Here is a 13,081-nt window from a genome sequence, read left to right on the forward strand (position 1 = left end):
CCTTACCCCCTGAGCACGCCGCCCGTCGCCTTTTCGACACTGGCAACGATCCTGCCGCTCAGTGCTTCGAGGTCCTCGTCGGTCAGCGTTCGGTCGGTCGGCTGGATCTGCACTTCGACGGCGACCGACTTCCTGCCGTCGCCGAGCGCCGCGCCCTCGAACAGGTCGAAGACCGTCACGCCCGTCACCAACTGCTTGTCGGCGCTCGCGACCGCGCGTTGCAGGGTGCCCGCCGCCACATCGGCATCGACCACGAAGGCGAAATCGCGCGTCACCGCCTGGAACGGCGACAGATCGAGGCGCGGTTTGGTGCGTGTCGCCTTGCGCTTGGGTTCGGGCAGGGCGTCGATGAAGATCTCGAAGCCGCAGACCGGCCCTTTGACGTCGAGCACTTCGAGCGTGCGCGGATGCAGCTCGCCGAAATGGCCGAGCACGTTCTTCGGGCCGAGCTTGATCAGCCCCGAACGGCCCGGATGGTACCAGTCCGGCGCGCCGCGCTCGACCGTCAGCTTGTCGACCGGCGCGCCGCACGCTTCGAGCGCGGCCAGCGCGTCGGCCTTGGCGTCAAACACGCCGACCGCCGCCGCGTGTCCGTCCCATGCCCGGCCCGCGCCGGTGAGCGTCGCCGTGCCGCGGCGGATGCCGCCGGCGACCCTGCGCTGCCCGTCCGGCGTGTCGCTTTCATAAGTACCCGCGACCTCGAACAGCGCCACATCGCCATGGCCGACATTGGCGTTGCGCTGGGCCGCCGCCAGAAGGCCCGGAAGCAGGGAGGGACGCATGTCGCTCATGTCGGCCGCAATGGGGTTGGCAAGCTGCAGCGCGGCCGCGCCGCCGCCGAACGCCGCCGCATGGGCAGCCGGAATGAAAGACCATGTGACGGCTTCCATCATGCCGCGCGCGGCGAGCGCACGCTTCGCAGCGCGGGTGCGCACCTGCTGGACGGTCAGCACGCGGCCATTGACCGCACCATGGCTCTCAAGCGGCAGCGGCGCGATGTTGCCCACGCCATGGATGCGCATGACTTCCTCGACCAGATCGGCCTTGCCTTCAATGTCCGGCCGCCATGACGGAGCCGTGACCTTGGCGATCTCGCCCCTGCCGTTCACGTCAAAGCCGAGCCGTTCGAGGATGTCGGTGCTCTTGGCGGCTTCGACATCGGCGCCGGTCAGCCGCCTGACCTCGGCAAACGGAAAATCCACCGTCTTGCGCTGATGGCCGGCATAGCCGGTCACGCGCGTTTCGGTGGGCGTGCCGCCGCACTGGTCCAGCACCATGCGTGTCGCCAGTTCCAGTCCCGGCACCATGAATTCCGGATCGACACCCCGCTCGAACCGGTAACGGGCATCGGTGATGATGCCCAGATCGCGACCGGTCCGCGCGACATTGCGCGGGTTCCACAGCGCCGATTCGATGACCACATCGGTCGTGGTCTCGTCGCAGCCGGATTCTTCGCCGCCCATGATGCCGGCGATGGATTCGGGTCCGCGCTCGTCGGCGATCGTGCACATCTCGCCGGTCAGCGTGTACTCCTTGCCGTCAAGGCCAAGAATTGTCTCGCCATCGGTGGCGCGGCGCACGACGAGGTTGCCCGTCACCTTGGCGGCATCGAATACGTGCAGCGGCCTGCCCCAGCCGAAGGTGACATAGTTGGTGATATCGACGAGCGCATTGATGGGCCTCAGGCCGATGGCGATCAGGCGCTGCTGCATCCATTGCGGCGAGGGGCCGTTCTTGACGCCGCGCACCAGCCGCAGGGCGAAGCCGGGACACAGGTCCGGCGCGTCGATGCGCACATCGACCGGGCATGCGCCGTCGCCTGCAATCGGCTCGATGCCGAGCGGCTTGAGCGTGCCCAGCCCGGCCGCCGCCAGGTCGCGCGCAATGCCATGGACGCCGGTGCAGTCGGGCCGGTTCGGCGTCAGGCCGATCTCGATCACCGGATCGTCGAGCCCCGCATAGGCGGCGAAAGGCGTACCCACCGGCGCGTCCTCGGGCAGGTCGATGATTCCGGAATGCTCGTCCGACATCTCAAGCTCGCGCTCCGAGCACATCATGCCATGGCTCTCGACGCCGCGGATCTTGCCGACCGACAGTTCCAGATCGATGCCCGGCACATAGGTACCCGGCGCGGCGAACGCGCCGACGAGGCCGGCCCGCGCATTGGGCGCCCCGCACACCACCTGAACAGGCTTGCCGTCGCCGGCATCGACCGTCAGCACCTTCAGCTTGTCGGCGTCGGGGTGCTTCTCGGCGGTCAGCACGCGCGCAATGGTGAACGGCGCGAACTGCGCCTTGTCGTCCACCGCCTCGACCTCGAGGCCGATCATGGTCAGCGCCTCGGTGATCTCGGCAAGCGTTGCATCCGTGTCGAGATGGTCCTTGAGCCAGGACAATGTGAATTTCATCGTTTTTGCTTTCGATAGGCGTTGGTCAGCGGCCGGCGCGGCAGGTTCGCCGCTATTGGCTTAATCCTCCGAACAGGGTCGGCATGTCGAGCGGCCGGAAGCCATAGTGTTTCAGCCAGCGCACATCGGCGTCGAAAAAGGCGCGCAGGTCCGGCATGCCGTATTTCAGCATCGCCAGCCGGTCGATGCCGATGCCCCAGGCAAAGCCCTGATAGACGTCCGGATCGAGCCCGCCGGCGCGCAAAACGTTCGGATGCACCATGCCGCAACCCAAGATCTCCATCCAGTCATTGCCCTCGCCGAACCGGACTTCGCCGGGCTTTGACCGGTCGCACTGAATGTCCACCTCCAGGCTCGGCTCGGTGAACGGGAAGTAGGACGGCCTGAACCGCATGGCGACGTCGGGCACCTCGAAGAAGGCCTTGCAGAACTCCTCGATGGTCCATTTCAGGTGCGCGACCGTCGTCACCTTGTCGACGACAAGTCCCTCCAGCTGATGGAACATCGGCGTATGGGTGGCGTCGGAATCGTGCCGGTAGGTCTTGCCGGGAATGACGATGCGGATCGGCGGCTCCTGCGCTTCCATAGTGCGGATCTGGACTGGCGAGGTGTGCGTGCGCAGCACCTTGCGCTCGCCGTTTGCGTCCGGCGCCATGAAGAACGTGTCGTGCATTTCCCGCGCCGGATGATCCTCGGGGAAATTGAGCGCCGTGAAGTTGTAATAGTCGGTCTCGATATCGGGGCCTTCGGCAACGGCAAACCCCATGTCGGCGCAGATCGCGGTGATCTCGTCGATCACCTGGCTGATCGGATGGATGCGGCCGGTCTCGGCGGGCGACGGACGGACGGGAAGCGTGATGTCGACCGTCTCGGTCGCCAGCCGGGCCTCGATCGCCGCGTCGCGCAGTTCGGCCTTGCGGGCCGCGATCGCGTCGGTCACGCGGACCTTAAGCCCGTTCAGCGCCGGGCCCATCACCTGGCGCTCTTCGGCGCTCATCTTGCCGAGCGTCTTCATGCGCTCGGAGACCGCGCCTTTCTTGCCGATTGCCGCAACGCGCACCTGTTCGATGGCGTCCTCGTCGGCGGCCGAGGCGATGTCGGCCATCAGCGTCCGTTCAAGCTGATCGATCTCGGGTCGGGCCGTTTCGTTCATGACGGTTTCCCTATCTGTCCGGCGGTTCGTTTCTCACAGTCCGGCGACAAAGAAAACCCGCGTCCGGCGGTGGCCAGAAGCGGGTTCTCAAACTTGGGTGATGCGTTGAGAAGCGCGCTGGCCTAGCGGACAGCGGCCTCAAATGCGTTGGGCGTGGTGTCTTTCAGATAGGCCAGCTCGCCCTTGGCCTTTTCCGCGATGGCAGCGAATGCCGCCGGTTCGTGGATCGCCATGTCTGACAGCACCTTGCGGTCGATCTCGACGCCGGCCTTGTTCAGCCCGTCGATCAGCCGGCCATAGGTCAGGCCGTGCTCGCGCGCGGCGGCATTGATGCGCTGGATCCACAGCGAGCGGAAATTGCGTTTGCGGGCCTTGCGGTCGCGATAGGCGTACTGGTCCGCCTTCTCAACCGCCTGCTTGGCGATGCGGATGGTGTTCTTGCGCCGGCCGTAATAGCCCTTGGCGGCTTTGAGAACTTTCTTGTGCTTGGCGTGAGCGGTCACGCCGCGTTTGACACGTGCCATGGTCTTGGCTCCTTCAAATCTGGTGCGTGACGGCTCACAGGCCGTAGGGCATGAACTTCTTGACGATCTTCGTATCCGGCTCGGACAGCACCATGGTGCCGCGCGCGTTGCGGATGAACTTGTTGGACCGCTTGATCATCATATGGCGCTTGCCGGCCTGGGCGACCTTGATCTTGCCCGAGGCGGTGGTCTTGAAGCGCTTCTTGACCGAAGCCTTCGTCTTCATCTTGGGCATTTTGCTCTCCATTGTTCGCGTTCACGCCGGCCCGCTTTCGCAGGCGCTCCGCAAGGGCGTTCGAAAATTCGAACGGGGATCGGCCGATCCCGCCTCGCTTCGCTCGATTGTCGATGACGTGCTGGCTGTTCAGCATTCGTGAACCGCCACGGCATGCCCTGCCGGACGGTTCGGACCGCGGGCCTATAGACTCAAACCGTTGTGGATGCAAGCCTTGGCGGTGGGGAGGTACGCGCGATGACCAACGGGCGGGAACGCTTTCTGGACAAGGCCTATCAGGTCAGGACCGATGAGGAGACACGGGCGCTCTACGACCGCTGGGCGGAGGTCTACGACGAGGAACTGGGCGAGAACGAATACCGCCAGCCGGCACGCTGCGCACAGGCCCTGGCCGAACGGCTCGCGCCGGGGCCCGGTGTTGCGGTGCTCGATGTCGGCTGCGGCTCGGGCCTGTCGGGCATCGCATTGCATCAGGCAGGATACGGCGCGATCGATGGCTGCGATTTCTCCACCGGCATGCTAAAGAAAGCCGAGGCGACCGGCATCTATCGCCGGCTGTTCGAGGCCGATCTGAACCGGCCGCCGCTCGATGCCGGCGATGGCGCCTATGATGCCGCGGCCTGCGTCGGCGTCTTTTCGACCGCCCATGTCCGGCCGGACGCGATCGACGAGATCGTGCGTGTGATCCGTCCCGGCGGCTTTCTGGTGATCGGACTGAACGACAATTTCTACCGGTCGGGCGGACTGGCCGGAAAGCTCGACGCCCTCGAAGCCGGCGGCCTTCTGACCGGCCGCGCCGATGAACATGGCGAACATATTGTCGGCACCGGCCTGACCGGTTGGGTGATCGCCGCCCGCAAGGCCGGCTGAACGAAACGGCCAGCCAGGAAAAAAGGCCCGCCGCCGGCGAGCCTTCATTGCATGGCGCGATGTGTGCCGCTCTATTTCGGCGCCAGAACCATCATCATCTGTCGCCCCTCGAGCCTGGGCTCGGCTTCGACCTTTGAGATATCGCCGACTTCCTCGCGCACCTTCTGCAGAAGCTGCATGCCGAGCTGCTGGTGTGCCATCTCGCGGCCGCGGAAGCGCAGCGTGACCTTGACCTTGTCGCCATCCTCGAAGAAGCGCTTCACCGCCTTCATCTTCACCTCATAGTCGTGGGTGTCGATGTTCGGGCGCATCTTCACTTCCTTGACCTCGACGGTCTTCTGCTTCTTGCGCGCGGCCGCCGCCTTCTTCTGCTGTTCGTATTTCAGTTTGCCCAGATCGAGAATCTTGGCGACCGGCGGCTTGGCGTTGGGTGAGATCAGCACGAGATCGAGGCCGGCATCTTCGGCCATGCGTCGCGCTTCGAGCGTCTCGGTTATGCCCCTGTTTTCGCCGTCGGCGTCGATAAGCTGCACTTCTGGATCGCGAATGTCGTCATTGGCGGGCGGGCCGGACTTTTGCGGCGGTGGCGCTCTGAATGGTCTGCGAATGGTCGTAATCTCCTTGATATTGACCGGAAGGGTTCATGGTCCGAGCCGGCTGGCCGGGGTGCGGACGGCAGGTCCATAGCATGAACGTGTCCGCAAATCACCTGCCTTGGGCCGTTTGTTGCATTGATCCGGCCGGACGCATTCGGCCATGTGATGGCTTCACAGGTCCGATGCAACCCCTCATAAGGCGGACGATGGCGCAGGGACCGCCGGAGGAGCGCGAGATGGACGAACAATCGCTGACCGTGGACGGCGCCGAGATCGCCGTGTGCCACCGCACGGGCGGCGCGCCGAACTTCGTCTGGCTCGGCGGTTACCGATCCGACATGGACGGCACAAAGGCCGTCGAACTGGACCGCTGGTGCGGCGAGCACGCCATGGCCTGCACCCGGTTCGACTATTCGGGGCATGGCCGGTCGGGTGGCGATTTCCGGGCCGGCACGATCTCGCGCTGGCTCGGCGAGGCGCTCGCGGTGACCGAAAACGTCTGCGCGCCGCCCTTGGTGCTTGTCGGCTCGTCAATGGGCGCGTGGATCGCGCTGCGCATGGTCGCCGAACTCAACCGGGGCGGTGTCGGCGATCCGATCGCAGGGCTGCTGCTGCTGGCGCCCGCGCCCGACTTCACCAGCGAGCTGCATGAGCCCAAGCTGACCGGCGCGCAAAAGCGGGATCTGCAAGAGCAGGGCTATTTCGCCGAGCCGACGCCATACGGGCCCGAGCCGAACATCTTCACGCGGGACCTGTTCGAGGATGGCCGCAACAACCGCGTCATGACCGGGCCCATAGACACACACTGCCCGGTGCGCATCATTCAGGGCCAGGCCGATCCCGACGTGCCGTGGCAGCATGCGCAGCGTCTGTTCGAGCTTCTGTCCAAGGACGATGCGGTGATCAGCTACGTCAAGGATGGCGATCACCGCCTGTCGCGGCCGCAGGACATCGCCATGATGCTCGATGCCGCCGGCGCGCTTGCGGGCAAGTCCGGCGGCCAGGGAGGCGGCCAGGGCTGACCATGTTTCGTTTTTCGGCCCTGTCGGCGGCGCTCGTCGCCTCATTCGTCGGCTTCGGCGGCACGATGGCGCTGGTGCTTGGCGCAGCCCAGTCTGTCGGCGCAACCGAGGCCCAGACGGCAAGCTGGATCACCGCAATATGCATCGCGGTGGCCATCGAGACCCTGATCCTGACCATCTGGTTTCGCATGCCGATCATCGCCGCCTGGTCGATCGCCGGCCTGGCGCTGGTGACGGCAAGCACGGGATACTCCATGAACGAAGCGGTCGGCGCCTTCGTCGCGGCGGGGCTCCTGACGATCGCCACCGGCCTGTTCCGGCCGCTGATGCGGCTGGTCGAAGCCATTCCCGGCGCGATCTCCGCCGGCATGCTCGGCGGCATCCTTTTGCCCTTCGTCGTCGCCGGCGCGCAGGCGGCCACCATCGATCCGGCCTTCATCCTGCCGCTGGCCGCCGGATTTTTCGTGCTGCGCACCTATGACGCGCAGCTGGCGGTGATCGGCGTGCTGTTCGTCGGCATTGCCTGGGCGCTGCTTGGCGGCATGACCGAAGGCGACATCACCATCGAGACCTCGTCGCTCGCCTTCGTCGTGCCGGAGATATCGGTCGGCTCGTTCTTCGGCCTCGCCGTACCGCTATACGTCGTCACCATGGCCTCGCAGAACCTGCCCGGCCTGGCGGTGCTCCGCGCCGACGGCTATCGCCCGCCGGCCGGGCCGGTGATCGCCGTCACCGGCGTCTTCTCGACCCTGACCGGCTTTCTGGGCGCCTCATCGACCAATCTCGCCGCCGTGACCGCGGCCATCTGCACCGGCGAAGACGCCCATCCCGATCCGCACAAGCGCTGGGTCACGGGCATCTGGTACGGCCTCATCTATATCGTGTTCGCGCTGTTCGGCGCCTCGTTCGTGGCGCTTGTCACCGTGCTGCCCGCCTCGCTGATTGCGCTGGTTCTGGGCATCGCGCTGCTCGGGCCGCTGGCCAACTCCACCCGCATTGCCGTCGCCGAGGAACGCGACCGCATTCCGGCGATGACCACCTTTGCCATCACCGCCTCAGGCATTGTCTTTTTCGGCATCGGCGCCGCCTTCTGGGGCCTGATGCTGGGTCTCGCGGTGCATTTTCTGGCGCTGGCAAAACGCTGAATCTGAACAAAATTTAACGATTGTCCGCCGAAAAACCGGCCAAAAGCGCTTGCAGAGCAGGTGTTCGGTCACCACCTCAGAACCGTGGCGAGCCTTTATCGCCAGGCAAAAATGGGGTGTTCGAACATGACACAGACTGCCTTGATCCGTCCCGCGTGGACGCCGGCCACCATCGGCCTGATGGTGCTGGGTTTCATCGTCTTCTGGCCGCTGGGCCTGGCGATGCTGGCCTACATTCTCTGGGGCGACCGGCTGGATGGCTGGAAGGGTGACGTCAACCGCGCCACCGATGCCATGTCCCGCAATTGGAGCCGTTGCGGCCGTTCCGCCAACATGGCACCGCGCACCGGCAACGTCGCCTTTGACGACTGGCGCGATGCCGAACTCAAGCGCATCGAGGAAGAGCGCCGCAAGCTCGACGAAATGCGCAAGGAGTTCGATGACTATCTGCGCGAACTGCGCCGCGCCAAGGACCAGAAAGAATTCGACCAGTTCATGGCGGCACGCGGTCGCGACATGGATGCCGACGCCGGCAATGGCGCCAAGGGCACTTCGGTCCCGAACGTCAAGGGATCGGACGAGAGCTGATACGCAAAGAACCGGGCGCCGTCCTGTGATGGCGCCGGCACACAAACCGCGACGTCGGGACCTCTCCCGGCGTTGGCGGGCCGGCCGGAGCTGCTTCGCGCAGGTCCGGTTTCGCTGTTAGGCGCGCCGCCGAATCACGCTATGAACACCCCATGGTTTTCGGCCTGACGCGCGCACGGCACCGACACGAGCAACGTCCGGACAGCCACCAGGTGGCTGGCCGGACGCTGCCGCTCTCGATCGTCGAAAACCCCCGCGCCAAGCGGCTGACGCTGCGCATACAGCCCGGCGATCGCGGTCTGAAGGTCACCGTGCCGCCCGGCATGGCGCAAGCGGAGATCGACCGGTTCCTGGCCCGTCACGAGGGCTGGCTCGCCGGCAAGATCGCCAAGATGCCCGATCGCCCGCAGGTGCGGCCGGGCATCAAGCTGCCGGTTCTGGGCGTCAACCATCTGATCGTCCACCGGCCCGGCCGCGGCGTCACGCGGATCGAGGACGGGGCGAACGGCCCCGAACTGGTCGTCTTCGGCGCGCCGGAACATTTGCCGCGCCGTGTCGCCGATTTTCTGAAGAAGACCGCCAGGGAGCGCATCGAGCCGCTGGTGGCCCGCCATGCCGCCACCGTCGGCCGGCCGGCGCGCGCGGTCCGGTTCAAGGACACGGTCAGCCGCTGGGGGTCGTGCTCGTCGGAGGGCAACCTGTCCTTTTCCTGGCGGATCGCCATGGCGCCGCCGCGGGTGATCGACTATCTGGTCGCCCACGAGGTGGCGCATCTGCGCGAGATGAACCACGGTGCGCGCTTCTGGGCGCTGTGCGAGGAGCTCTGCCCGGACACGAAGCGCTGCAAGGCCTGGCTCAAGCGCAACGGGTCGAAACTGCAGTCGATCGTGTTCTGACCGGCCCCACCGTGCCGGCCACGCCAGGCTTCATTCAAACATGCGCGTCGACCGCGGCGAATGATTGCTCGATGCGATCTTCCAGCAGATCGACCGGATAGTTGTTGGCAAGCAGCGTTCCACAGACGTCGGTGAAAAACCGCTGGTAACCGCTGCAGTAGACGGACGGATTGTCGAACCCCATGCCGTCGGCGTAACGGTTTTCGAGATCGCCGCTGCGGCACACGCCGCGCCAATCGCAGTCTCGGCAGGCGGTGGCGATCGTGTTGTTTGCGCGCCGGATCTCTCCAAAAACCCGATCGGCGAGGAAGTCGGGCAGCGATGTGTCCGCGATGGCCACGCGTGGCGTGCCCTTGAACCAGTCAAGGGCGGGGATGAGCGAATCGTCGACCGACACGGTTCCGTCGCTCTGCGCGACGATGATCTGGTAGGCGATCTTGTCTTCGCCCGGCGGTTCGGGCGGGCCTTTTTCCGTGTTCTGGAAATGCCGGATGACCTCCTTGACCTGCCGCACATTCACATCGGGATTGTCCTCGGCGAACCAGGCTTGGAACAGATCCGACAGGCACCGGCCATAGCTCTCCGCATCGCCATCGTCGGCACTGAACCCCTGATCGTGGCTGCGGTCGGGCAGGAGAAAGCTCATGTTCATGATGCCGAGCGACCGCAGGTAGCGATAGATGGCGCCATAGTCGTTGCGATGATCAAGAACGGAGATCGTCGACGGGCCGAGAGCCTGATTGCCGCCGGACCAGGCAACCAGGGTCCGGATCGTCTCGTCGACCGTGTCGAAGGTAGACCGTCCGTCCTTGGTCAGGCGGAAACGGTCATTGGCGCCGCGGTCGCCATCGATGCTGACGCCGACATGGATGCGGTGCTCGGCGAAGATATCGAGCCATTGCCGGCTGAGAATCGTGCCGTTGGTCTGCACGGCAAAGGAAACCTTGGCGACCGGCTCGATCGTTTCGCGCAGGAGCGTGCACGCCGCGGAGAAGCGCGCGGGCTTGAGGAGCAGCGGCTCGCCGCCGTGGAACGAGACCATCACGCGCCCGATGCCCAGTTCCGCGCAACCCTCACGTATCCAGCGCGCGAGCGAGGCCACCGTATCGAGACTGATCAGCGCCGGACGGTCCAGCGCCGATGTCTCGCCCATGTTGAAATAATAGCAGTAGCTGCAGTTGATGTTGCAGCGCTCGGCCACCTTCAACACGACCTGAAGCGTCCGGATCGAGGGCACGGCCGCATGGCGTCGCGTCGTGGCCGCGCCGGTCAGACCAGGGGGCATTGTGGCGCGGCCGGCTTAGCGGAACTCTTCGGTCTTGGGAGCCGCTTGCTTGTAGCTGCCGCCGCCGGTCTGGCTGTGATTGCCGCCGGTGGACTGATCGTAATCGCCGCCTTCCTGCTCGTAGTGCGGCCCTTCGGCGTGAATCCCCAAGGGAGGGAAGCCCGACAGCATGTCCGGCTCCACGAGTTTGTCGACGATCGCCTGACCGACAAACGCATCGTAGCGCTCTTTGAGTTCGGCATAGCGCTTTTCGCCAATCAGCTTTCGTGCAGTGATTTCTCTTTTAGGCATGGACCAAATCTCCTTTAACAGAAACATTCTGAGGGTGATCCAAGTATTGGAAAGAGTCAATTTTGTTCTCTTTCACAAATAGATCGACCAGTCGGCGACCTCGTCCGGCATGGCGCCGGGCTGATCAAATGCTCGACTCGCTGAACCGTGCGCGCTAAGGCGCCTGCATGAGCCTCGACATCAAGATCTGCGGACTTTCGACACCGGACGCCGTCGACGCGGCGGCAGCCGGCGGCGCGAGCCATGCGGGCTTCATCTTCTTCGAGAGATCACCGCGCCATGTCACGCCGGACGATGCGGCGCCATTGGCAGCGCGGGCCAAGGCGGCCGGCGTTGTGACGGTCGCCGTAACGGTCGATGCGGACGACGCCGAGCTCGACCGGATCGTCCGGACGGCCGGGCCCGACATGCTGCAATTGCATGGAAGCGAAAGCCCCGAACGGGTCGCCGCGGTCAGGGCGCGCCATGGCCTGCCGGTGATGAAGGCGTTCGCCATTTCCGGTCGCGATGACCTGAAAAAACTGGACGCCTATCGCGGCGTCGCCGACAGGTTCCTGCTCGACGCCAAGCCGCCAAAAGGATCGGACCTTCCCGGAGGCAATGGCGTCAGCTTCGATTGGTCGCTCCTTGCCTCGCTTGACGCGGACACGGACTATATGCTGTCCGGCGGGCTCGATGCCGGCAATGTGGGCGAGGCGCTCGGGATCGCCGGTCCGCCGGGGATCGACGTGTCCTCGGGCGTCGAAAGCGCGCCGGGCATCAAGGACGCGGGCCTGATCGAGGCGTTTTTTCTGGCGGTCGCCGAGGCGCGCGAACAGCGGCAGACCGCCGCTTTGGGAGTTTGACGATGAACAAGCCACCTGAACCCAATTCTTTTCGCACAGGTCCTGACGAGCAGGGCATGTTCGGCATTTTCGGTGGCCGCTTCGTCGCCGAGACGCTGATGCCGCTGATCCTCGACCTGCAGGACAAGTGGAACCAGGCCAAGACCGATCCGGAGTTTCAGGCCGAATTGCAGCATCTGAACACGCACTATACCGGCCGGCCCTCGCCGATCTATTTCGCCGAGCGGCTGACCGAGCATCTGGGCGGCGCGAAAATCTACTTCAAGCGTGATGAGCTGAACCATACTGGCTCGCACAAGATCAACAATTGCCTGGGCCAGATCCTGTTGGCCAAGCGCATGGGCAAGACGCGGATCATCGCCGAAACCGGCGCCGGCCAGCATGGCGTGGCCTCGGCCACGGTCGCCGCGCGGTTCGGCTTTCCCTGCCATGTCTATATGGGCGCCACCGACATCGACCGGCAGGCGCCGAATGTCTTCCGCATGAAGCTCTTGGGCGCCGAGGTGACCCCGGTGACGGCCGGAAACGGCACCCTCAAGGACGCGATGAACGAGGCGCTGCGCGACTGGGTCACCAATGTCGAGAGCACCTATTACATCATCGGCACCGCCGCCGGCCCGCACCCCTATCCGGAGATGGTGCGCGAGTTCCAGTCGGTCATCGGCAAGGAGGCCAGGGAGCAGCTGCTTGAAATCGAGGGCCGGCTGCCGGACATGCTGGTCGCCGCCGTCGGCGGCGGCTCCAACGCGATCGGCCTGTTTCATCCGTTCCTCGACGACCGCAATGTGCAGATGGTCGGCGTCGAAGCGGGCGGCAAGGGGCTCGACACGGACGAGCACTGCGCCTCGCTGACCGCCGGTTCGCCCGGCGTGCTGCACGGCAACCGCACCTATCTTCTGCAGGACGGCGACGGACAGATCGAGGAAGGCCATTCGATCTCGGCCGGCCTCGACTATCCCGGCATCGGCCCCGAACATTCCTATTTGAAGGACACCGGCCGCGTCGACTATGTGCCGATCATGGACACCGAGGCGCTCGAAGCCTTCCAGCTGCTCTCGAAGATCGAGGGCATCATCCCGGCGCTCGAACCCAGCCACGCGCTCGCCGAGGTGATCAAGCGCGCACCGAAGATGCGCAAGGACCAGATCATCGTCATGAATCTGTGCGGCCGCGGCGACAAGGACGTCTTCGCCGTCGGCAAGCGGCTGGGATTTGAGATGTGA

At 65.1% G+C, this 13,081-nt stretch carries 14 protein-coding genes; 7 read left to right on the forward strand and 7 right to left on the reverse strand.

Going from position 1 to position 13,081, the window contains the following annotated elements:
* Window positions 1-2: 2 nt before the first annotated feature.
* The 4 genes from pheT to rpmI all read right to left on the reverse strand — a co-directional run bounded on the left by pheT (window position 3) and on the right by rpmI (window position 4,320).
* Entirely contained in the window at window positions 3-2,408 is a 2,406-nt protein-coding gene (gene pheT, locus ACOQOU_RS10625; RefSeq protein ID WP_306026282.1) for a phenylalanine--tRNA ligase subunit beta, read from the reverse strand.
* A gap of 52 nt (window positions 2,409-2,460) precedes the next feature.
* Entirely contained in the window at window positions 2,461-3,561 is a 1,101-nt protein-coding gene (gene pheS, locus ACOQOU_RS10630; protein WP_109766971.1) for a phenylalanine--tRNA ligase subunit alpha, read from the reverse strand.
* Between the two features lie 122 nt (window positions 3,562-3,683).
* Window positions 3,684-4,085: a 50S ribosomal protein L20 gene (rplT, locus tag ACOQOU_RS10635; protein ID WP_109766970.1), complete on the reverse strand. Its 402-nt coding sequence runs from the start codon at window positions 4,083-4,085 to the stop codon at window positions 3,684-3,686.
* A gap of 34 nt (window positions 4,086-4,119) precedes the next feature.
* Entirely contained in the window at window positions 4,120-4,320 is a 201-nt protein-coding gene (gene rpmI / locus ACOQOU_RS10640) for a 50S ribosomal protein L35 (protein WP_109766969.1), read from the reverse strand.
* A 237-nt stretch (window positions 4,321-4,557) separates the two neighbouring features.
* On the opposite strand from rpmI, the gene ACOQOU_RS10645 reads away from it, so the two are divergent.
* Window positions 4,558-5,190, forward strand: a complete 633-nt coding sequence (locus ACOQOU_RS10645) for a class I SAM-dependent DNA methyltransferase (RefSeq protein ID WP_306026283.1) — start codon at window positions 4,558-4,560, stop codon at window positions 5,188-5,190.
* Between the two features lie 71 nt (window positions 5,191-5,261).
* Here the strand turns inward: ACOQOU_RS10645 and infC are convergent, their stop codons facing one another.
* Window positions 5,262-5,798, reverse strand: a complete 537-nt coding sequence (gene infC, locus ACOQOU_RS10650; RefSeq protein ID WP_109766967.1) for a translation initiation factor IF-3 — start codon at window positions 5,796-5,798, stop codon at window positions 5,262-5,264.
* Window positions 5,799-6,022: 224 nt separating this feature from the next.
* Here infC and ACOQOU_RS10655 point away from each other — a divergent pair, with 224 nt between their 5' ends.
* From ACOQOU_RS10655 to ACOQOU_RS10670, 4 genes are all read left to right on the forward strand, one after another.
* Window positions 6,023-6,808, forward strand: coding sequence for an alpha/beta hydrolase (locus ACOQOU_RS10655; RefSeq protein ID WP_109767041.1), 786 nt, complete (start codon window positions 6,023-6,025; stop codon window positions 6,806-6,808).
* 2 nt (window positions 6,809-6,810) lie between these two features.
* A complete protein-coding gene (locus ACOQOU_RS10660) occupies window positions 6,811-7,953 on the forward strand; it encodes a benzoate/H(+) symporter BenE family transporter (RefSeq protein WP_109766966.1) in 1,143 nt (380 codons plus the stop codon).
* Window positions 7,954-8,079: 126 nt separating this feature from the next.
* Window positions 8,080-8,541, forward strand: coding sequence for a DUF2852 domain-containing protein (locus ACOQOU_RS10665; RefSeq protein WP_109766965.1), 462 nt, complete (start codon window positions 8,080-8,082; stop codon window positions 8,539-8,541).
* A 152-nt stretch (window positions 8,542-8,693) separates the two neighbouring features.
* Window positions 8,694-9,437: a M48 family metallopeptidase gene (locus ACOQOU_RS10670; protein ID WP_306026284.1), complete on the forward strand. Its 744-nt coding sequence runs from the start codon at window positions 8,694-8,696 to the stop codon at window positions 9,435-9,437.
* Window positions 9,438-9,471: 34 nt separating this feature from the next.
* On the opposite strand, the gene ACOQOU_RS10675 is transcribed toward ACOQOU_RS10670, so the two are convergent.
* Both ACOQOU_RS10675 and ACOQOU_RS10680 read right to left on the reverse strand, forming a co-directional pair.
* Window positions 9,472-10,722 (reverse strand): radical SAM protein, encoded by a 1,251-nt coding sequence (locus tag ACOQOU_RS10675; RefSeq protein WP_109766963.1) that lies wholly within the window; start codon window positions 10,720-10,722, stop codon window positions 9,472-9,474.
* 15 nt (window positions 10,723-10,737) lie between these two features.
* On the reverse strand, window positions 10,738-11,013 hold the full coding sequence (locus ACOQOU_RS10680; RefSeq protein WP_109766962.1) for a transposase: 276 nt from the start codon (window positions 11,011-11,013) through the stop codon (window positions 10,738-10,740).
* A gap of 167 nt (window positions 11,014-11,180) precedes the next feature.
* On the opposite strand from ACOQOU_RS10680, the gene ACOQOU_RS10685 reads away from it, so the two are divergent.
* Entirely contained in the window at window positions 11,181-11,858 is a 678-nt protein-coding gene (locus ACOQOU_RS10685; RefSeq protein WP_306026285.1) for a phosphoribosylanthranilate isomerase, read from the forward strand.
* A gap of 2 nt (window positions 11,859-11,860) precedes the next feature.
* Complete coding sequence (gene trpB / locus ACOQOU_RS10690; protein WP_109766960.1) at window positions 11,861-13,081, forward strand: tryptophan synthase subunit beta; 1,221 nt, start codon at window positions 11,861-11,863, stop codon at window positions 13,079-13,081.

Source organism: Oceaniradius stylonematis, assembly GCF_965223445.1.
GTDB classification, from domain to species: domain Bacteria; phylum Pseudomonadota; class Alphaproteobacteria; order Rhizobiales; family Rhizobiaceae; genus Roseitalea; species Roseitalea stylonematis.